18 protein-coding genes are annotated in these 20,340 nt (G+C 69.4%); 9 read left to right on the top strand and 9 right to left on the bottom strand.

The window, feature by feature from the left end:
* Nucleotides 1–43: 43 nt before the first annotated feature.
* The 3 genes from DEI82_RS03220 (at nucleotide 44) to DEI82_RS03210 (ending at nucleotide 1,236) form a co-directional block, all read left to right on the top strand.
* Nucleotides 44–520, top strand: a complete 477-nt coding sequence (locus DEI82_RS03220) for a barstar family protein (RefSeq protein ID WP_111035770.1) — start codon at nucleotides 44–46, stop codon at nucleotides 518–520.
* A 53-nt stretch (nucleotides 521–573) separates the two neighbouring features.
* Nucleotides 574–783 (top strand): hypothetical protein, encoded by a 210-nt coding sequence (locus DEI82_RS03215; protein ID WP_111035769.1) that lies wholly within the window; start codon nucleotides 574–576, stop codon nucleotides 781–783.
* An 81-nt stretch (nucleotides 784–864) separates the two neighbouring features.
* The gene (locus DEI82_RS03210; protein ID WP_146242815.1) at nucleotides 865–1,236 is read left to right on the top strand and encodes a hypothetical protein; all 372 of its coding nucleotides are present in this window, start codon (nucleotides 865–867) and stop codon (nucleotides 1,234–1,236) included.
* Nucleotides 1,237–1,305: 69 nt separating this feature from the next.
* Here the strand turns inward: DEI82_RS03210 and DEI82_RS03205 are convergent, their stop codons facing one another.
* Entirely contained in the window at nucleotides 1,306–2,463 is a 1,158-nt protein-coding gene (locus DEI82_RS03205; RefSeq protein WP_111035767.1) for an FAD-dependent monooxygenase, read from the bottom strand.
* Between the two features lie 117 nt (nucleotides 2,464–2,580).
* Here DEI82_RS03205 and DEI82_RS03200 point away from each other — a divergent pair, with 117 nt between their 5' ends.
* Nucleotides 2,581–3,216, top strand: a complete 636-nt coding sequence (locus DEI82_RS03200; protein ID WP_146242814.1) for a TetR/AcrR family transcriptional regulator — start codon at nucleotides 2,581–2,583, stop codon at nucleotides 3,214–3,216.
* Nucleotides 3,217–3,313: 97 nt separating this feature from the next.
* On the opposite strand, the gene DEI82_RS03195 is transcribed toward DEI82_RS03200, so the two are convergent.
* From DEI82_RS03195 to DEI82_RS03160, 8 genes are all read right to left on the bottom strand, one after another.
* On the bottom strand, nucleotides 3,314–4,213 hold the full coding sequence (locus DEI82_RS03195) for a helix-turn-helix domain-containing protein (protein WP_111035765.1): 900 nt from the start codon (nucleotides 4,211–4,213) through the stop codon (nucleotides 3,314–3,316).
* 84 nt (nucleotides 4,214–4,297) lie between these two features.
* Nucleotides 4,298–5,191: an alpha/beta hydrolase gene (locus DEI82_RS03190; RefSeq protein WP_111035764.1), complete on the bottom strand. Its 894-nt coding sequence runs from the start codon at nucleotides 5,189–5,191 to the stop codon at nucleotides 4,298–4,300.
* A gap of 378 nt (nucleotides 5,192–5,569) precedes the next feature.
* Nucleotides 5,570–6,931, bottom strand: coding sequence for a replicative DNA helicase (gene dnaB / locus DEI82_RS03185; RefSeq protein ID WP_375334608.1), 1,362 nt, complete (start codon nucleotides 6,929–6,931; stop codon nucleotides 5,570–5,572).
* An 860-nt stretch (nucleotides 6,932–7,791) separates the two neighbouring features.
* Entirely contained in the window at nucleotides 7,792–8,244 is a 453-nt protein-coding gene (gene rplI / locus DEI82_RS03180; RefSeq protein WP_111035763.1) for a 50S ribosomal protein L9, read from the bottom strand.
* A 14-nt stretch (nucleotides 8,245–8,258) separates the two neighbouring features.
* Nucleotides 8,259–8,519: a 30S ribosomal protein S18 gene (rpsR, locus tag DEI82_RS03175; RefSeq protein ID WP_066517360.1), complete on the bottom strand. Its 261-nt coding sequence runs from the start codon at nucleotides 8,517–8,519 to the stop codon at nucleotides 8,259–8,261.
* A gap of 50 nt (nucleotides 8,520–8,569) precedes the next feature.
* Nucleotides 8,570–9,118, bottom strand: a complete 549-nt coding sequence (locus DEI82_RS03170; RefSeq protein WP_111010768.1) for a single-stranded DNA-binding protein — start codon at nucleotides 9,116–9,118, stop codon at nucleotides 8,570–8,572.
* Nucleotides 9,119–9,121: 3 nt separating this feature from the next.
* Nucleotides 9,122–9,493, bottom strand: coding sequence for a 30S ribosomal protein S6 (rpsF, locus tag DEI82_RS03165; RefSeq protein ID WP_111010769.1), 372 nt, complete (start codon nucleotides 9,491–9,493; stop codon nucleotides 9,122–9,124).
* A gap of 180 nt (nucleotides 9,494–9,673) precedes the next feature.
* On the bottom strand, nucleotides 9,674–11,101 hold the full coding sequence (locus DEI82_RS03160; RefSeq protein WP_111035762.1) for a CCA tRNA nucleotidyltransferase: 1,428 nt from the start codon (nucleotides 11,099–11,101) through the stop codon (nucleotides 9,674–9,676).
* A 108-nt stretch (nucleotides 11,102–11,209) separates the two neighbouring features.
* Here DEI82_RS03160 and murJ point away from each other — a divergent pair, with 108 nt between their 5' ends.
* From murJ to DEI82_RS03135, 5 genes are all read left to right on the top strand, one after another.
* Nucleotides 11,210–15,631, top strand: a complete 4,422-nt coding sequence (gene murJ, locus DEI82_RS16370; RefSeq protein WP_220037226.1) for a murein biosynthesis integral membrane protein MurJ — start codon at nucleotides 11,210–11,212, stop codon at nucleotides 15,629–15,631.
* A gap of 108 nt (nucleotides 15,632–15,739) precedes the next feature.
* A complete protein-coding gene (gene trxB, locus DEI82_RS03150; RefSeq protein WP_111011922.1) occupies nucleotides 15,740–16,747 on the top strand; it encodes a thioredoxin-disulfide reductase in 1,008 nt (335 codons plus the stop codon).
* Between the two features lie 96 nt (nucleotides 16,748–16,843).
* Complete coding sequence (gene trxA, locus DEI82_RS03145; RefSeq protein ID WP_111010772.1) at nucleotides 16,844–17,170, top strand: thioredoxin; 327 nt, start codon at nucleotides 16,844–16,846, stop codon at nucleotides 17,168–17,170.
* Nucleotides 17,171–17,373: 203 nt separating this feature from the next.
* A complete protein-coding gene (locus DEI82_RS03140; RefSeq protein WP_111035761.1) occupies nucleotides 17,374–18,681 on the top strand; it encodes a PLP-dependent aminotransferase family protein in 1,308 nt (435 codons plus the stop codon).
* An 83-nt stretch (nucleotides 18,682–18,764) separates the two neighbouring features.
* On the top strand, nucleotides 18,765–19,727 hold the full coding sequence (locus tag DEI82_RS03135; RefSeq protein ID WP_111035760.1) for a D-alanine--D-alanine ligase: 963 nt from the start codon (nucleotides 18,765–18,767) through the stop codon (nucleotides 19,725–19,727).
* The last annotated feature ends 613 nt before the right edge of the window (nucleotides 19,728–20,340 follow it).

Raw genomic sequence — 20,340 nt, 5'->3', positions numbered from 1 at the left:
GAAGGGCCAGGAATTGTGCCGCTGGCACCCGCAGTGAGCCCACATGCTCACGCTGCGTTTCGATTACGATCTCGCCGTGGCTGCGTTCTCCACCGACGATGTCTTTGGCAACAGGCTGGACTTCGAGATCGCCCGCGACGGCTTCGTGTGCCCGCTGCGAGGCAAGGTCACCCTGCCGGATGCCGAGTCGTGGTTCCGGCACGAAGGTTACCGGGTGCTCGAGATGGAGGCCGGGGGCTGGGTTGACGACCGGCACATGCACGCGACCTTCGCGGCAGCGCTCTCGTTCCCCGACTACTTCGGGATGAACCTGGACGCGCTCAACGACTGCATGTCCGATGTGGCGGAGGCTGATTACGGGTGGAATGCGTCCGAGACCGGCGTCGTCATGGTCCTTGTCGGTTTCAACCGTTTCGCCGACCGACGCCCTCGGACCGCTCATCACCTGCAGGAAATTCTCCGGAGGCAGGGCCGCTACGCAGCGCTCTTCGGGAACAGAGTGCTCACCATCCTGGCCTGAAGGGGATCAGCTACCGAGCACAGGAGTAGCTAGCTCCCGGTACCGTTCACGTCGTGAAGATCGGTCTTCCTGTCATCGCCCTCGTTGGCATAGTCGTCGGAGTGCTCGGGTCCACTTATTCGACGTCGGGCCAGATGGTGCTCGGATGGATCATGATCGTTGCGGGCTTTGCTACTGCGGCTGTCGCGGTGACTGCGCGAGTACGCGAAAACCGCCAGCTGCTTCGTCGGTGGGCTGACGAGGACGAGCGCCAGCAGGACTGACCGCTCGCCTCGGCTGCCGATCCGCTACCGGGCGGCAGCGACGTCCATGCCCGGCGCGGCGTCGTGCCGACGCTCGAAGCCATGCCGCTCGTAGAATCCCGCTCAACCGCGGGCCGCGACGAGTTGGACGTCATCCACACCCCGGCGACGCGCCTCGTCCACGAGGCGGCTGAGAACTTCTCCACGCTGTCGTTGGCGTTCTCGATTGTCGAACTCGCCCGGTCCGCCGTTATGCTCGGCACCGTCTTCCGGAACTGGGGGCCCGTATCAGGGTCCGTGCAACAGCAGTTCTTGGACGGCTACCAAACGGTCCAAGCCCTCACCGACGAGGAACTCCACTGGTGGCCGGTCCTCGTGCTCTGGTACTCCCTGGCACTCGTGCCTCGCGGCGACGACCCCAACGGGTGGGGTCGAGCAGCAGCCGAGGTGCTCGACGGGCACACAGCGAGCTAGGAGAACGCAGTCTCGGTAGCCGATCGGCCACCGGGCAACCTCCCGTCGCAGCGCAGTGCGGCCCGCTGATCACATCGCGAGGAGCTGCGCGTTCCGGGCTGCGATCTGCTCGTCAGTGTCCGGGGAAATCATCGGCAACCCGAACTCCTCGGTCTCGAACTGGATCTTCTCCGCGGTGGGGCGGAAGCTCCGCTCGTACTCCGCGAAGGCGGCCACGATGTCGCCGCCGACCGTGACGAATGCGTCGTACAGGGCGGTCGCGCCGAGGATCGCGACGGACCCGCCCATGCCGGCGGCGGGTGAGGGGCAGTAGGCGGCGTCACCGACGAGTGCGACACGGCCCGCCGACCACGCGGGCAGCCGATTCTGGCTCAGCTTGTCGAAGTAGAAGTTGTCGGCGCTCAGGGCCTGGTCGACGACGTCGGAGAACGGCTCTCCAGCGTCGGCGAACACCTCGCGGATGATCTGCTTCTGCGCCTCGACGTCGTGGTGGTCGTACGCGATCTCCTCGTCGGACTGGAACATGAACACCACGTCAGTGGTCTTCTCGTACGAGTTCAGCAGCAGCGTGCGGCCGGGCGCGTTTTGGATGCGCGACGTCCACGGCTGGATGAACATGTCCTGGACGACCGTGACGGACGTGTAGTGGTGCAGGAAGTGGCTGTAGTCCGATTCCGGACCGAACCAGAGCCGCCGCACGGTGGAGTGGTTGCCGTCGCAGCCGAGCACCATCGCGAACTCCCGCTCCAGCCCGTGGCGGAACGAGGCCCGCACCCCGCCGGGTGTCTCGGTGAGTGCGGTGATCGAGTCGCCGAACGTCACCTCGACGGTGTCCTCGATCTCGGCGAAGAGGATGTCGAGGAGGTCATCTCGGTGTACCTCAACGTCGTCGAAGCGGTGGATCTCGTACTCGTCGATGACGATGCTCTCCTCCGACGCGTCCGGGTCAGCGGTCACGACGGGGGTGCCGTCGAGGTCGGCGATCACGGTGGTTCGCGGCGGCAGTGCCTTTGCGCGGACGGCCGGGAGGACGTCCATCCGCTCGAAAATCTCCATCGCGTCGCGCCGGAGATCGACCGGCGTTCCGCCCCTGCGAAGCCCCGGCGCCTGCTCCACGATGGTGACCTCGTACCCGAGGCGCCGCATCCAAATCGCTGTCGTCATCCCAGCGAAGCTCGCTCCCGAGATGAGGACCCGGTCGGGCTGCTGTGTGGTTTCCGTGCTCATGATGTCCTCCCTGGCGTACCGCCAAGATTGATCGTGGAGTGACTCTACTTTTCTCAGCATAGCACCGTTCTTGGAGTCACTCCACTTTTGTGGAAGGATGACGTCGTGAAGGATCAGATGGGCCTCCGGGAGCGCAAGAAGCTCGAGATGCGTCAGCGGCTGGCCGACGTCGCGGCGCAGCTCTTCATGGATCGCGGTTATGACGCCGTGGCCATGTCGGACGTCGCGAGAGCCGCCGGCGTGGCGGACCAGACCGTTTACAACTACTTCCCGACGAAGCCGAACCTCGTCCTCGACCGCGCTGACGACATGCTCGAACGCTCACGTCGCGCCGTCCTCGAACGGGATCCGGACACGACCCCGGCTGAGGCCCTGAGTACTCAGGTGCATGGCGACATCGACCACTTCGCCGCCCGCGACGCCGTCTTCGCGCGCGGCGAGTTCCCCGCGCAGTCAGTGGTCAGCGACTCGCTCCGCCGCTATGCGCTGGAGTTCCGCTATGACCAAGCCGGGGCGATCGCTGCGGCGATCGGGCAGACGGATCCCGATGTGCCTGCCCTCGTCGCCCGCGCCCACGCCAGCGCTCTCACGACCGTGATGCAAGCGGTGACCGATCGCATCGGGGCAGCGATCCTGTCCGGCGCAGACCTCGCCGCGACCGCCCGCGAACTCCACGTCGACGCGGACGTCGCGCTTACGGATGCTTCGGATACGTTCCGGTCCACGACGGCACGATTTTCAGAACCAGCCTGAAGTCAACGCGAGCAAGTTACTCACCGCTTTCGGGCGCCGAGTTGGCCTGTCGAGCCGTCCGCAGATCAGACTGACGCATCGTCTCAGTAGCCGATCCCTAGGTGGGCGCGCCATCCGGCGCTACTTGGTTTGAAGGACTTCGTGCGTCGGAGGATGCAATCCAGGAGCTGAGGATACGGAGCTTGTCATCGGTCGGCGTGCCCGCTGCTGGGGTCCAGATGGTGATGTGCTGATCGACGACGCCGAGCGGTTGGAAGCTGTCCCAGTCGAACGTGAGCGCACCGATTTCCGGGTGGTGGACGGTCTTGGTGCCTTGCCCGCCGCCGGCAACGTGGCGGTCCGCCCACCACGTACGGAACTGCGGATACCCGATGGAGAGTTCCCCGACGATCGCCGCGAGCCGTGGGTCGTGTGGACTGTCGGCGGCCTGGCTGCGGAGGAGGGCGACGGCGGTCCTGGCCATGCTCTCCCAGTCGTGGTAGAGAGCTCTCGCTCGGGGGTCGGCGAAGAGCATCCGGACGTAGTTGCGGTCCTGTGGCGGACGGTGTTCAAGGTCGAGCAGGAGGGCGCCGGCGAGGGGGTTCCAGGCGAGGTAGTCGAGGTACTTCCCGACGACGAACGCGGGGGTGCCATCCAACCGATCGAGGAGCCGTTGCAGCTGTGGGCTGACCGCGCTCTGCCGGCGACGCGGTGCGACGCGCTGATCGGCGTGCTGCGCGAGCCCTTCGACGTACTCACGCTCAACCGGTGTCAGTCGGAACGTGCTCGACAGGGCGTCGAGCACGGGAGCGGAGGGGGCGAGGCGTCCTTGCTCGATCCGGGTGTAGTAGTCGACGCTGATCGCGACGGCGGCCGCGACCTCTTCGCGGCGGAGTCCGCTGACGCGACGAGAGCCCGGCTCCCCCGCATCGAGCCCAAGCATCTGCGGGGTGAGTTCGCTGCGCCGTGCTTTGAGGAACAGGCCAAGCTCTTCCAGGTGCGGGTTCTTCCCTGCCACGGTCCCTCCGATCGCGTCTCGTTGCAGCCAGTGAGGTGCCGCGTTCGGGCGGCAGGCCCGGACGCGGCACCGGCGGGTGCGACGCTACGCGGTGACGTGCTTGTGGAAGAAGCGGCTGATGTTCTCGACGGCGTAGTCGACCTGCTTGTCGGAGTCGTAGTAGTCCCAGTGGTTCCCGTCACCCCAGGCAAGTTCCTTCTCGCCCTGCACGGCCTCGTAGAGCGCCTTCGCGTTCTCGGGCACCGCGGACCCGTCCGAGTGCACAACGATCGTCGGGATCGTGATGTCCGATGCGCGGGCGAGAGCGTCGAAGTCGAGCCACGTCGTCCAGGACTGCACGTTGAGCTTGTTCGTGTACTCGGGGACGCCGCCGCGAGCCGGGTTGTTGTAGTAGTCGTACGCACCCTCGACCGGCGCGTAGTTCGCCGCGTCCGGCTCGGTCTCGCTGTAGACCGTGATGAACGTCTCCTCACCAGTCTGCTCCGCCTTTTGCTTCGCGGCGGCAGCCTGTTCCAGGCGCTCAGCGATGCCGTCCTGGCCGTACGTGGCGTCGAGGACGGCAGGGGTCACGAGGAACCCCGCCGCGGTCGCGAGTGCCTTCACGCGGTCGTCGCCAGCGGCGAGGAACGTGGCGTTGCTGGCGGAGGTGCACACGCCGAGCATGCCGACAGCCTCGACGTACGGCAGGTCGAGCAGGAACGTGACCGCGGCCTGTAGGTCCGCAAGCTTCTCGGCAGGGACTTCGAGCTGGCGGGGCGCGCCCTCCGACTCGCCGTAGTGGGCGTAGTCGAACGCCAGCGTGACCAGGCCCTGCTCAGCGAGCTTCTGCGCGTAGGTGCCAGCCATCTGCTCCTTCACGGAGGTGAACGAGCCCTGCACGATCGCGGCCGGGTAGTGGCCGTTCTCGTCGAAGTCGGTGGGGGTGAACAGGTTGCCGACGAGCGTCAGCCCGTCACGCGTGAAAGTGACCTTTTGCATGACCCCACCCTCGGACTGCGCGCGCCCGCCGACAATGGGAAAGATCCTTCCTAGGCACCGTCGACCCCGCCCAATGTCACCCGTCACGCCGTCTCGATAGCCGATCGTCTACCGGACGAGGCTTCCTTGCAACGAACGTGGAGCCTCGTACCCGACCGAGGTCGCAGCATCGCTGACGATGTCGTCCTCGCGCTCGCTGCCAGCCCCGTCTCACATAGGTGGTCCGCGACCTCTCTCAGTGAAGGCACGTTATGCGGACGCCTTGCGCGAGCGGAGCGGCCCTCGCGTCGCGTCGTGGACCGGAACGTCTCACCCTGAACCGTTCGGTGACAAGTTGAACGCGGAGGAGACACGTTGCGTGCGGGGCGACAAGTTCCCCTACTGCGGCATGTCCACGAACCGCGAGAACATCCCGTGGAACGCCACCGTGATCGTGTCCGTCGGCCCGTTGCGGTGCTTCGCGACGATGAAGTCCGCCTCGCCCTGCCGCGGGTTGTCCTTCTCGTAGGCGGATTCGCGGTGCAGCAGGATGACCATGTCGGCGTCCTGCTCGATCGATCCCGACTCGCGCAGGTCCGAGATCTGGGGCTTCTTGTCCGCACGCTGCTCGGGACCACGGTTCAGCTGCGAGAGCGCGATGACCGGGACCTGGAGCTCCTTGGCCATGAGCTTGAGCGCACGCGAGAACTCCGAGACCTCTTGCTGGCGGCTCTCGACGCGCTTGCCGCTCGTCATGAGCTGCAGGTAGTCGATGACGACGAGCTTGAGGTCGTGCTGCTGCTTGAGCCGCCGGCACTTGGCTCGGATCTCGACGAGCGTCATGTTGGGGGAGTCGTCGATGAAGAACGGGGCGTCGTTGATGCGACCGCGGGTCTGGGCGATGGTCGTCCAGTCGCGGGCGTCGACGGTGCCCTTGCGCATGTTCTGCAGCGGCACGCTCGACTCGGCGGACAGCAGGCGCATGGCGATCTCGGAGCGGCCCATCTCGAGCGAGAAGAACGCCGCGGTCTGGTTGTGCTTGACGGCGGCGGCGCGTGCGAGGTCGAGCGCGAGCGTCGACTTGCCGAGCGCCGGGCGCGCCGCGACGATGATGAGCTGGCCGGGGTGGAACCCGTTCGTCAGGGCGTCGAGCCCGGCGAACCCGGTCGGCACGCCGGTCATCTGCCCGTCGCGGCCCTTGGCGGCCTCGATCTCGTCGATGGCCGAGCCGATGGCCTCGGTCAGCGGCACGTAGTCCTCGGTCTGCACGCCACCCGCGACGTTGTAGACCTCGGCCTGGGCGTTGTTGACGAGGTCGGTGACCTCACCCTCGGACGCGTAGCCCATCTGCACGATGCGCGTGCCGGCTTCGACCAGGCGACGGAGCACGGCCTTCTCGGCGACGATCGCGGCGTAGTAGCCCGCGTTGGCCGCCGTGGGCACGAGCGAGGTCAGGGAGTGCAGGTACTCGGCGCCACCGGCCCGGGACAGCATGGCCGTCTTGGTGAGCTCGTCGGTCACCGCGATGACGTCGGTCGGCTCACCGTGCGAGTACAGCGACAGGATCGCGTCGAAGATGACCTCGTGCTTCGGGATGTAGAAGTCCACGCCCCGCGCGGTCTCGATCACGTCGGCGACGGCGTCCTTCGACAGCAGCATGCCGCCGATGGTCGACTGCTCGGCCAGCAGATCGTGGGGCGGCGTCCGCTCCATGCCCCGTTCGGCCATGTCCGGTGGTGCACCGAGATGCGCGATCGACACGCAGACTCCTCACTGTCCTGGTCGGCCCGTCCGGGCCGTTCGAGCATGATCCGGGAGGCCCGTCCCACCATTGGTACCGCCACCCCCCGACACCACCCTCGCGGCTCGAGCGCGACGGTCGTTCCGATCCCGTGACGACCCGTTCCATGCCCCCTGCCCGAGTCGCTCCCGCAGGCTAGGGGAGCGAAGTTATCCCCAGCAAGAGGTCCTGTGGATAACTTTGTGGATGACACGGGGAACACGCCGGAAAGCGGTGGGGACAACTGTGGAAACTCCTGTGGAGGAGCGGGGACCGGGGCGAAATAAACCGCTTCTGACCAGGCATTTCCGGTTGCACACCATGTGTGCACAACGTTGTCTAGAGTGCCGGTTGAAGGTTCCCGACTTGACGTCCTGCCTGTGCATAGAACCTGGACAGGGCGGCCTGATGTGGAGTACCACGTCCCACGCTCCCAGCCCCACCACATGCGCGCTTGTCCCCCGGAACGGTCCCCGGGTCAACAGCGCGACGGGTGTCGCTGGGCGCGCGCCGGAACCACGCGGAGTTGCTGTCCGCAACCAGGAGGAGACGCGTACCCCGCCGGCCTCGCCCCGGTCCCGGCCAGCGGGACGGACCGCCACCGCGCCTCCCGGCAGGGGGCCCGAATCGACAGGACGGTTGTCGTCCGACAGCAGTCGGGTCGTCGCATGCAACCGCATCTGGTGCGTGTGCATCCGACGACCGCCGATCCGATGGCGGACGACCGCGGACTGTCGAAGAGCAGCGAAGCCGGAGGAGCTGCGGGGACGACGAAGGGCGGGCCTCCCGACTGGGAGACCCGCCCTCGGCGGTCGGACCGGCAGCGCCGGCCCGGACGGAACTACTTGGCGGCGACGACCTTCAGCGCGATGGTCGCGACGATGTCCTCGCGGAGCCGGACCGTGGCCTCGTGCTCGCCGACGGACTTGATCGACCCGGGGACCTCGATCTTGCGCTTGTCGAGCGAGCCGATGCCCTGCGTCTGCACGGCGTCGGCGACGTCGCCCGGGCGGACCGAGCCGAACAGGCGGCCGTCCTTGCCGGCCTTGACGGTCAGCGTGACAACGGCGTTCTGCAGCTTGAGCTTGAGGTCCTGGGCCTCTTCGATCGTGGCGAGCTCGCGCGCGGCGCGGGCGGCCTGGATCGACTCGACCTGCTTCTGACCACCACGCGACCACGCGACGGCGAAGCCCTGCGGGATCAGGTAGTTGCGGGCGTAGCCGTTCTTGACGTCGACGACGTCACCGGCGGAACCGAGGCCGGAGACCTCGTGGGTGAGGATGAGCTTCGACATGGGTGATCCTCCGATCAGCGGCCGGAGCCGGCGTAGGGGAGGAGCGCCATCTCGCGGGCGTTCTTCACGGCACGGGCGATGAGGCGCTGCTCCTGGACGGAGACGCCGGTGATACGGCGGGCACGGATCTTGCCGCGCTCGGAGATGAACTTGCGCAGGGTCGCGACGTCCTTGTAGTCGATGACGCCGACCTTGATCGACTTCGCGGGGGCGGCGTTCTTGCCGCCCTTGCCTCCGCGAGGCTTGCGGCGGTCGCCGCTGCTCTTTCCAGCCATTGGGGGATTCCTTCTAGTTCTGTTTCCGGATCAGCGGGGGAGCCGACTGATCAGAACGGGGTTTCGTCGTCGTAGGTGCCGCCCGGGGTGTTCCACACGTCCGACGAGGACGTGTTGCCACCCTGGTTGCCCTGCGGGGACCACGGTTCGTCGGACTGCGCGCCACCGTTGTAGCCGCCGCCACCACCACCGTTGCCGCCACCGACCTGGCCGCGGCCACCGCCGCCACCACCACCGGAGGCGCGGGTGACCTGGGCGGTCGCGTAGCGGAGCGAGGGGCCGATCTCGTCGACCTCGAGCTCGATGCTCGTGCGCTGCTGGCCTTCGCGGTCCTGGTAGGAGCGCTGACGCAGACGACCCTGCGCGATGACGCGCGAGCCCTTGGTCAGCGATCCCGCGACGTGCTCGGCGAACTCACGCCAGACACTCGCACGGAGGAACAGCGCGTCGCCGTCCTTCCACTCGTTCGCCTGACGGTCGAACGTGCGCGGTGTCGACGCGATGGTGAAGTTCGCCACCGCGAGGCCGTTCTGCGTGTACCGCAGCTCGGGATCGCTGGTGAGGTTGCCCACCACCGTGATGACGGTCTCGCCGGCCACGGGCTACTCGGCGCTCTTCGTGGCGGCCGCGGCCTTGCGGGCGGCGCGCTCGTCGGAGAGCTTCTTGGCGGCGGCGACCTGGGCGATCGCTTCCTCCGCGCGGAGGACCTTGGTGCGGAGCACGGCCTCGGAGAGACCGAGCTGGCGGTCGAGCTCCTTGGCGGCGTCGGCGTTCGCCGTCATGTTGACGACGGCGTAGATGCCCTCGGACTTCTTGTTGATCTCGTACGCGAGACGACGACGGCCCCAGACGTCCACGTTGTCGACGGTGCCACCGTCGTTGCGGATGACTGCGAGGAACCGGTCGAGCGACGGAGCGACCGTGCGCTCGTCGATCTCGGGGTCGAGGATGACCATCAGTTCGTACTGGTGCATGCGGAACCCACCTCCCTTGGTCTAGAACGGCTCCGGTCTTTCCGGAGCAGGAGGGTTGATGCATGTGTGCGACCACCACGAAGGCGGTGGGCACAACCTGACAAGACTAGCCGACGGCCGGGAGGCCCGGCAAGCGTTCTCCCCAGCCCGACCGCCCGCACCGTGGTCGGGTGGTGCGGATCAGCCCCGCTCGGCCCACCAGGCGCGCAGGCGACGCTCCGCCTCGTCGGGTCCGAGGGGCCCCTCGTCCATGCGCGCCTCGAGCAGGAACCGGTAGGCCTCGCCGACCTCGCGCCCGGGGCGGATGTCGAGGATGCGCATGATGTCGTCGCCCGTCAGGTCGGGACGCATGGCGTCGAGTTCCTCCCGGTCGCGCAGGGCGGCGATCCGGTCCTCCAGGTCGTCGTACGCGAACCCGAGCCGGTCGGCCTTGCGGCGGTTGCGCGTCGTGACGTCCGAGCGGGTGAGCTCGTGGAGCCGCTCGAGCTGGTCGCCGGCGTCGCGGACGTAGCGGCGCACGGCCGAGTCCGTCCACGCGCCGTCCGTGTAGCCGAAGAACCGCAGGTGCAGCTCGATGAGCTTCGTGACGGCGGCGACGGTCTCGTTGTCGAATCGCAGGGCCCGGAGGCGCTTGCGGGCGAGCTTGGCACCGACGAGGTCGTGGTGGTGGAAGCTCACGACGCCGCCGGGCTCCAGGCGGCGGGTGGCCGGCTTGCCGATGTCGTGGAGCAATGCGGCGACGCGGAGGACGATGTCGGGCGCGTCGCCGGCGTGCCGTTCGTGCTCGTAGCCGATCGCCTGCGTGAGCACGGTGAGCGAGTGCTCGTAGACGTCCTTGTGGTGGTGGTGCTCGTCGATCTCGAGCTGCATCGCCGGGAGTTCCGGCAGCACCCGCTCGGCGATGCCCGTGTCGACGAGGAGGCGCAACCCGGGCACGGGGTCGTCCGTGGCGAGCAGCTTGACGAACTCGTCGCGCACGCGCTCGGCGGAGACGATCGCGATCGAGCCGGCGAGCTCGGTCATCGCGGCGCGGACGTCGTCGCTCACGGTGAACCCGAGCTGGCCCGTGAACCGTGCCGCACGCATCATGCGGAGCGGGTCGTCGCGGAAGGACACGACGGCGCTCTGCGGGGTGCGCAGGCGTCCGGCGAGCAGGTCCTCGACGCCGTCGGCCACGTCGACGAGCTCGCGCTGGGGGAGTCGCAGGGCCATCGCGTTGACGGTGAAGTCCCGGCGGACCAGGTCCTCGGTGATGGCCGATCCGAACTCGACCTCGGGCTTCCGGGTCTCGCCGTCGTACACGTCGCTGCGGTACGTCGTGATCTCGACCTGCTCGCCACGCACGCGGGCCGCGATGGTGCCGAACTGTCGCCCGACGTCCCAGGTCGCGCTCGCGATCGGTTCCACGATCCGGAGGATCTCGTCGGGCCGGGCGTCCGTCGTGAAGTCGAGGTCGGTCACGGGCCGGCCGAGGAAGGCGTCGCGGACGGGACCGCCGACGAGCGCGAGTTCGTGGCCGGCCTCGGCGAAGGCGGCGGCCAGGGTGGCGACGGGTGCGGACTCGGCGAGGTGACCGAGGCGTTCCACGGCGTGTGCGACGGAGGGCATGACCCGTCGATCATCCCAGAACCCGGCCGTGCCGTGCCTCCTCGGCTGCGTCTCCGGCTGGGCCTCCTACACTCGTCCGAGGCCCGGACGGTCCCGGGCGCCTCTTCCATGCACATCCTCCGAACGCCACTCGCCGCCGCGGTGACCGCGCTGGTCGCCCTCGGCGTCGTCGGCGCGCCCGGAGTCGCGGAGGCGGCGAGCAGCAGCCATGCAGCGGTCAGCAGCAGCCACGCCGCGTCGGCCACGAGCAGTGCGCGCGCGGTCGCGACCCCCGGTCCCACCGGCACGAACGCCAGCACCGCGACCCCCGCGCCCACCCACCCCGCGCAGAAGAACGCAGCGGCGCCCACCACGGCGACCACGGCCTCCCTGTCGGTGGCGGCGACGGACCAGGGTGTGCTCAAGCAGGACCAGGACCTCACCCTGACGGTCACCGTGACGAACGGCACCGACACGGACCTCGCCGCGACCACCGCGGACGTCTCCCTGTCGCGGAGCGTGACCGGGGACCGGTCCGACCTCGAGGACTGGCTCGAGGACACCAGTTCAGACGGTTACCTCGGCTCCTACCTGACGAGTTTCGACGTCCCGGTGGTCCCCGCGCACCACACGGTCACGATGACCGACATCACGATCCCGTCGGCCACGGTCGGCCTCGACGGCTACTCGTTCGGCGCGCGCCGCCTCGCGGTCTCGTACGCGTCGGGCTCGGTCGACGTCGTCGGCCGTTCGGCCATCATCTGGTACCCGTCGCTGACGCAGCAGCCCACGGACGTCTCCGTCGTGATGCCGATCACCGTGCCCGCGACGACGTCGACCACGCTGTCGGCGTCGGAGCTCGCCGCGGACACCGCCGTCGACGGCACGCTCACGGCGCAGCTCGACGCCGCCATCGACCACAACGTCGCGATCGGCATCGACCCGCGGATCATCGTCTCGATCCGGCTCCTGGGCCAGGACGCCCCCGAGTCCGCGGTGACCTGGCTCGACCGTCTGACCGCCGCCCGGAACGAGACGTTCGCGCTCCCCTACGCCGACGCCGACCTGACGGGCCTCCGGCAGGCGGGAGCGCCGGGCGTCTTCACGCCGATCTCGTTCGACCAGGACGTCGACCCACGGCACTTCCCCGGCGCGGTCACGCCGACGCCGACCGCCACCGCGACCGGGACGACGGACGGTGCGAGCGGCGCCGGCGCGGCCGCCGCGAGCGCGACGCCGACCGCCGATGCGGGCCCGTCCACGTCGGCCGGTGGAGGCACGGGGACGAGCGCCGGCGCGGCCGGCGGAGCCAGCACCGGGGGCGAGACCGGGACCGCGACCGGAACCGGAACGGCGGCCGGCACCGACGCAACCCCGGCGCCCGGCACGGGCCAGCCGGGCGACGAGCCGACACCCGCCGCGCCCACGCTGCCGACGATGCAGACCCTGCTCGACTTCCCGTACACGCTGCCCTCGATCGCCTGGCCGGACGAGGACACCGTCACGTCGGACGACCTCCCGGTACTCGCCAAGGGGGGTTACCAGCACACCATCGTCGCGAACGGGAACACCACGGCCGGCGCGGACACCACGGTCGCCGCCTCCGCCAAGGCCGGGACCGCCGACCTCCTCGTGTCCGACGAACGGCTGAGCGCGCTCCTCGACGACGCCGCGGACGCACCCGATCAGGCGTCGTGGCAGAGCGCGATGGCGGCGCTCACCGCCACCCTCGCGACGACGACGCGCCAGGCGAGCACGTCGGCTCCGATCCTCCTGACGTTCGACCGTTCATGGCCGACTGACCCGACCCGCATGTCCGACACGCTCGACGCGCTCGAGTCGATGCCGTGGGTCTCGCCCACGGACCTCTCGACGACCATCGGCACCGCGCCGACGAGCGTCTCGGTGAGCAACCACGCCGAGCCCGACGACCGCCTCGCGCAGCTCCGCCAGCTCGTCCAGTCCGAGAGTGCCGTCACCGCGTTCTCGACCGCGCTGACCACCCCCACCGACCTCACGGCGCCGACCCGGCTCCACACGCTCGCCCTCGCCTCGACCGCGTGGACGACCGACAACGCGGGACTGCAGCGTGCCGTGGCCGTCCGGGTGAAACGCGCGAACGCCGTCGTCGACTCCGTCGGGATCGTCGACTCGAGCTCCATCACCCTGCTCGGCGACCGGTCGTCCCTGCCGATCTCCGTCCGCAACAAGTCCGAGTTCCCCGTGACCGTCTACCTGACGGTCACGCCGTCGAACTCGTTCCTCCGGGTCGAGAAGAACGCGCTCCAGGTCACCGTCCAGCCCGAGTCGCAGTCGCGCATCACGTTCCCCGTGCAGTCCGTCGCGAACGGCAAGGTGCAGCTCCAGCTCAGCCTGACGAGCTCCACCGGCACGCGGGTCGCGCAGCCGAGCGCGGTCGAGATCAACGTGCAGGCCCAGTGGGAGACCATCATCACCGGCCTCGCCGGAGCCGCGGTCGTGGTGATCTTCGGCCTCGGGATCCTGCGCAACATCCGCCGACGCCTCCGTCGCCGGTCCGGTGGCGCGCCTCCTGAGGACGACGACGACCCCAACCGTCCGCTCGACGACCAGCCGGTGGCCGCGTCGGCCCCCGCCCCCGCGGCCACCGTATCCACGGCCGTCGCCGCCCCCGCAGCCGTCGCCGCACCCGCCGCCGTCGCCGCTGCACGCCCGACGGGAGCACGAGAACGGAACGACGTGACCGACGACCTCCAGACCGCTCGGCCGGGAGGCACGGCTCCACTCGCCGGGACCCCCATCGGTGCCGCGGCACCCACCGCCGGCACCCCGGGCACGACGGACGCGGCCGTCGGGGCGGGCGCGGTCGCGGCAGCGGGCGCGATCGATGGTGCGGCTCCGACCGGCGGCGCGACCCCGACCGGCGCGACCCCGACCGCCCCGGCGGAACGCGGCCTCGGCCGGGCCAGCGCCCTGCTCGCGATCGGCACGATGGTGTCGCGCGTCCTCGGGTTCGCCAAGACGTTCGTCCTCGCGGCCGCGATCGGCCAGTCCGGTAGCGCCGCCGCCAACGCCTTCGCCGTCTCGAACCAGCTGCCGAACAACATCTACGCGCTCATCGCGGGTGGCCTGCTCAGCGCGGTCCTCATCCCGCAGATCGTCCGCTCGATGAAGCAGCACGCCGACGGCGGTCAGGCGTACATCAACCGGATCGTCACGCTCGGCGGCATCGTGTTCCTCGGCGTCACCGTCGTCGCCACCGCGATCGCGCCCCTGCTCGTCCACGTGTACAGCCAGTCCGCGGGCAGCGGCGGCAAGGGCTTCGCGGACGACACCACCGCACTGGCGGTCGCGTTCGCGTTCTGGTGCCTGCCGCAGATCCTCTTCTACGCGCTGTACTCGCTGCTCGGCGAGGTCCTCAACGCCCGCCAGGTGTTCGGGCCCTTCACGTGGGCGCCGCTCCTCAACAACGTCATCGCGATCGCCGGGCTCGTCGTGTTCATCGCCCTCTTCGGCACGCGCGGGCTCAACAGCGACGCGGGCGACTGGACGCCGACGAAGATCGCCGTGCTCGCGGGGAGCGCCACTCTGGGCGTCGCGGTGCAGGCGGCGTTCCTGCTGCTCTTCTGGCGTCGTGCCGGCCTGGGGTTCCGTCCCGACTTCCGGTGGCGCGGGGTGGGCCTCAAGGCGACGGGCACCGCGGCCGGCTGGCTGTTCCTCATGATCCTGGTGACGCAGCTCGCGGGCATCGTGCAGTCGCGGGTGGCGTCCCTCGGCACGGGCGCGGGCAACGCGACGCTGCAGAACTCGTGGCTGCTGTTCATGCTGCCGCACTCGATCATCACCGTGTCGATCGCCACCGCCTACTTCACCCGGATGAGCCACGACGCGGAACGGGGTGACATCGCCGCGGTCCGCCGGAACCTGTCGCAGTCGCTCCGGATCGTCGGTCTGTTCACCGTGTTCGCGTCGGTCGCCCTCATCGTCCTGGCGTTCCCGTTCGCCCGGATCTACGAGCACGCCTTCACGGACGTCCGGTCGATGGCCTTCGTGCTCGTCGCCTACATGCCCGGCCTGGTGCTGTTCAGCATGTTGTTCATCATCCAGCGGGTGTTCTGGGCCCTCCACGACCACCGCACGCCGTTCTTCATGCAGCTCGTGCAGTCCGGGCTGTTCGTCATCGGCGCGCTCGCCGTCGCGGCCCTGCCCGGCTCGGCCATCGGCGTCGGCGTCGCGATCACGACCACGCTCGCCGGCAGCGCCCAGACCGTCGTCGCGCTCGTCATCGTCCGCCGACGCCTCGCCGGCATCGAGGGCGGTCCCGTGACGCGCTCGCACGTGCAGTTCGTCGTCGCCGCGATCGTCGCCGGGGCCGCCGGGGTCGCCGTCGCCGCGTTCTTCGGGGCGTTCCGAGCCGGCGGGTTCGCGATGACGGACGTCACGAGTGCGCTCATCACCCTCGCGCTCACCGCGGCCGCCATGGTGGTCGTGTACGTGGCCGTGCTCGTCCTCACGCGCAACGGCGAGATCCGAAGCGCGGTGGGCCTCCTCCGGGCCCGTCTCGGACGCTGAACGCGGGCCGAGCGGCGGAATGCGCCGCCGGTACCATGTGTTGATCCGATCGGACCGGGAGGCACCGGTCCGGTCCTCCAGGACGTTCACGACGAAAGGGCACCAGGCATGCGCCAGCTCATCATCATCGGCTCCGGTCCCGCCGCGCTGACGGCCGCGATCTACAGCGCGCGCGCCGAGCTGAAGCCCCTCGTGGTCGCGTCCAGCGTCGAGACCGGCGGCGAGCTCACCAAGACCACCGAGGTCGAGAACTTCCCCGGCTTCCCGGAGGGCATCCAAGGCCCCGACCTCATGATGAAGATGCAGGAGCAGGCCGAGAAGTTCGGCGCGGAGATCCTGTACGACGACGCCGTGTCCGTCGACCTCACGGGCGACGTCAAGAAGGTCACCGTCGGTGGCGGCCAGACCTACGAGTCGCTCGCCGTGATCTACGCGACCGGCTCCGCCTACCGCAACCTGGGCCTCCCGGACGAGCAGCGCCTGTCGGGCCACGGCGTGTCGTGGTGCGCGACCTGCGACGGCTTCTTCTTCCGCCAGAAGAACATCGCCGTCGTCGGCGGTGGCGACTCCGCGATGGAGGAAGCCACGTTCCTCACCCGCTTCGCCGACACGGTGACGGTGATCCACCGCAAGGACGTCCTGCGCGCGTCGAAGATCATGCAGGACCGCGCGTTCAACGACCCGAAGATCGCGTTCGCGTGGAACAAGGAGGTCGTCGCCATCCACGGTGAGACCTCGGTCGAGGGCGTCACGCTCCGCGACACCACCACCGGCGAGGAGTCGCAGCTGCCCCTCGACGGTCTGTTCATCGCGATCGGCAACGACCCGCGTACGCACCTCATCCACGGCCAGGTCGACCTCGCCCCCGAGGGCACCATCGCCGTCGACGGACGCTCGTCGCGCACGAACCTGTCCGGCGTCTTCGCGGCCGGTGACGTCATCGACCCGACCTACCGCCAGGCGATCACCGCGGCCGGTTCCGGCACGGTGGCGGCCCTCGACGCCGAGAAGTTCCTCGCCGACCTCGAGCCCGAGCTCGCCGCCTTGGCGGACGGTCCGGTCCCGGTCGAGCCCGTCACGATCTCGCCGGTCGAGCCGGCCACGGTCGGCAGCTGAGCGGTCGCGCCCGGCCGCGCCGTGCCTCCCGTCCGACGGAATAGCGACACGGACGCCGATGTTGTCCAGAACGACCAACCCAAGGAAGCAGGAACCATGTCCAACGCCAAGGCAGTGACCGACGCGTCGTTCTCGAGCGACGTGCTGCAGTCCGACAAGACGATCCTCGTCGACTTCTGGGCCGAGTGGTGCGGGCCGTGTCGTGCGGTCTCCCCGATCCTCGACCAGATCGCGTCGGAGCACAGCGACAAGATCGAGATCGTCAAGCTCAACGTGGACGAGAACCCCCAGTCCGCCATGCAGTACCAGATCACCTCGATCCCCGCGATGAAGGTCTTCCGCGGCGGTGAGGTCGTCAAGACCGTGATCGGTGCGAAGCCGAAGCCGGCGCTCGAGGCCGACCTGGCCGAGTTCCTGGTCTGACACCAGCCCCGACGGCTCCTGAAGCCCCGTCTCCCGATCCGGGAGGCGGGGCTTCCGTCGTGCACGCGGAGCCACGCGTCCGGAACTGGCCTGCGCGGGGACCGACGGGCGTCCACGGGCATGCCGTATCGTGGCCGGAACGCCGTCCGTCGGCGTCGGCGTCGGCGTCCGCGATCGGCGCCCGAGTGATCGGAGACCATGCGATGACCGACCGGGGAACCAGCCTCGACCCGTGGTACGACTCCTACGCCCAGCGCACCGCAGGGCTGAGCGCATCCGAGGTCCGAGCACTGTTCGCCGTCGCATCCCGCCCCGAGGTCGTCTCCCTGGCTGGCGGCATGCCGTTCGTGTCCGCGCTCCCTCGCGAGCTCGTCACCGGGTCCATCGACCGGGTCATGGAGCACGACGCCGCCATGGCGCTGCAGTACGGCGGCGGCCAGGGTCTCCGGACCCTCCGTGAGCACATCGTCGACATCATGGCGCTCGAGGGCGTCCGTGCGAGCGCCGAGGACGTCGTCGTCACCACGGGTTCGCAGCACGCCCTCGACCTCGTCACGCGGCTGTTCATCGATCCGGGCGACGTCGTCCTGGCGGAGTCGCCGTCGTACGTCGGTGCGATCGGTGTGTTCCGCTCGTACCAGGCCGAGACCGTGCACGTGGCCATGGACGACCAGGGCCTGGTCCCCGAGGCCCTGCGCGAGACCATCGCACGCCTCAGGGCCGCCGGCAAGCGCATGAAGTTCCTGTACACCATCCCGAACTTCCACAACCCCGCGGGCGTCACGATGAGCCGCGAACGCCGCATCGAGATCCTCGACATCTGCCGATCGAACCAGATCCTCGTGCTCGAGGACAACCCCTACGGTCTCCTCTGGTTCGACGAGCCGGCGCCGCAGGCCATCCGCTCGATCGACGAGGACGGCGTCGTGTACCTCGGCTCCTTCTCGAAGACCCTCGCCCCGGGATTCCGTGTCGGCTGGGCCCTCGCGCCGCACGCCGTGCGCGAGAAGCTCGTGCTCGCGAACGAATCCGCTGTGCTCGCACCGAACTCGTTCGGACAGTACGTCGTGAACGCGTACCTCGATGCCGCGGACTGGAAGGCCCAGATCACCACCTTCCGCGGTCTCTACGCGGAGCGCCGCGACGCCATGCTCGCCGCCCTCGCCGAGTTCCTCCCCGACTTGCAGTGGACCACGCCGAACGGCGGGTTCTTCGTGTGGCTCACGCTGCCGGACCAGCTCGACTCCAAGGCGATGCTGCCCCGCGCGGTCAAGGAACTCGTCGCCTACACGCCGGGTACCGCGTTCTTCGCCGACGGCCGCGGGGGCGGACAGATGCGTCTCTCCTTCTGCTACCCCACGCCGGAGCAGATCCGCACCGGCGTGAAGCGGCTCGCGACCGTCGTGAACGACGAACTCGAGCTCATCGAGACCTTCGGCACCGCCGCCCGGCCAGCGCCGGTCCCCGACGCCGCCCAGACGGTCTCGGCACCGCCGCCGAACATGTCCTGACCCGCGTCGCCGTTTCGGCCGACCGCTCCTGACCAGGGATTCATCACGCCACGCGCCGCGCGGCCGCACTCGAGGAACGCATCATGGTGGAGTTCGCCCGTCGTCACGTCGTCGTCGTCGCGGGGGGCATCTCGCACGAGCGGGACATCTCGCTCCGTTCGGGACGACGCGTGGCCGACTCGCTCATCGGCTACGGCTGGCAGGTCGATCTCCGGGACGCCGACGCGACGCTGCTCCCCGCGCTGCGCGAACTCCAGCCCGACGTCGTCTGGCCCGCGCTCCACGGCGCCAGCGGTGAGGACGGCGCGCTCCGCGGCATCCTCGAGGCGCTCGACGTGCCGTTCGTCGGTTCGCGCGCCACCTCGGCTCGCCTCGCCTGGGACAAACCGACCGCATCGGCACTCGCCGCTCGGGCGGGCGTCCGCACGCCGCGATCGGTCACCCTGTCGCACGACGTCTTCCGCGAACTCGGCGCCGTCAGCGTGCTCGCGGCCATCGCGGACGAGCACCCGGTCCCCCTCGTGGTCAAGCCCGCCCGTGGTGGGAGCGCGCAGGGCGTCACCCTGGTCCACGACACGGCCGATCTGCCGCGAGCGATGGTCACGGCGTACACCTACTGCGACGACGTCATCGTCGAGCAGCTCATCACCGGGACCGAGATCGCCGTCGGGGTGGTCGACACCGGTGATGGCCCGGTGCCCCTCGCTCCCGTCGAGATCGTCCCGCGATCCGGCGTGTACGGGTACGAGGCGCGGTACAACGCTGGTGAGACGACCTTCTACACCCCGGCGCGCTTGTCGGCCGCAGCCGCAACGGCGGCGGCCGACGCAGCAGTCGCAGCACACGTCGCGCTCGGCCTCCGGCACATCTCGCGCGTCGACATGATCGTCGACGCGGTCGAGACACCGTGGTTCCTCGAGGTGAACGTCCTTCCCGGACTCACCGAGACGTCGCTCGTGCCGCAGGCCCTCCTGGCCTCCGGTCATGACCTCGGGTGGGTCTACGCCGAGCTCGCCGAGCAGGCCATCCGCGACCATCGCCGGTAGCGGTCGTCTGTCCCACGAAGGATCAGCCCGGTCCCGAGCAGCGCGGTCCGGTCCCGGGCAGCGCAGTGCACGCGCGTTCCACGTGAAACATTCGGCTGCTCCAGGCGCAGTTGGAGACGACCCGGTTCTGTGGCTTGGCGAGGGTGAACGCACCGGCCGGAGTTGGCCACCGGTCGTCCTGATCGGCGTGCGGTCGAGGCCCCGTAGTCCCCGCAGGAGCAAGCTGATCGGCGTACCGGGCGCCCAGCGGCAGCACGATCTGCGTGGCGGCCGAACAACAGCAGACCGAGGACGCCGGACACGACTGTGCGATCGTGCGCTGCGGTGGCCCGGCTCCGCGTCCACCGAGCGTAGCCTGATCGCCGCCCGGGTGCCGAGGACGGCCCACCTGGGCGACGAGGCGCGCCGAGGCGCACCGATCACGATCCGCACACCCGGCATCGCGACGGCCGCCTACGCCCGCGGTGGCAGCGAGGATCACCCATCGTGGTCCCCTCACGCGCCGCCCGGATGGCTGCCCGGATCGCCGCCCATCCGACGCCTCGCGCTCCGCCTCACGCGTCACCCGACTCGCCGCCCACCTGACGGCCCAACCGCCGCCCGTCTCGCTGCC

This window comes from Curtobacterium sp. MCBD17_019 (assembly GCF_003234555.1).
Taxonomy (GTDB): Bacteria; Actinomycetota; Actinomycetes; order Actinomycetales; family Microbacteriaceae; genus Curtobacterium.
Note: the sequence above shows the minus strand (reverse complement) of the source record. Positions and strands in the feature narration are given on the sequence as shown.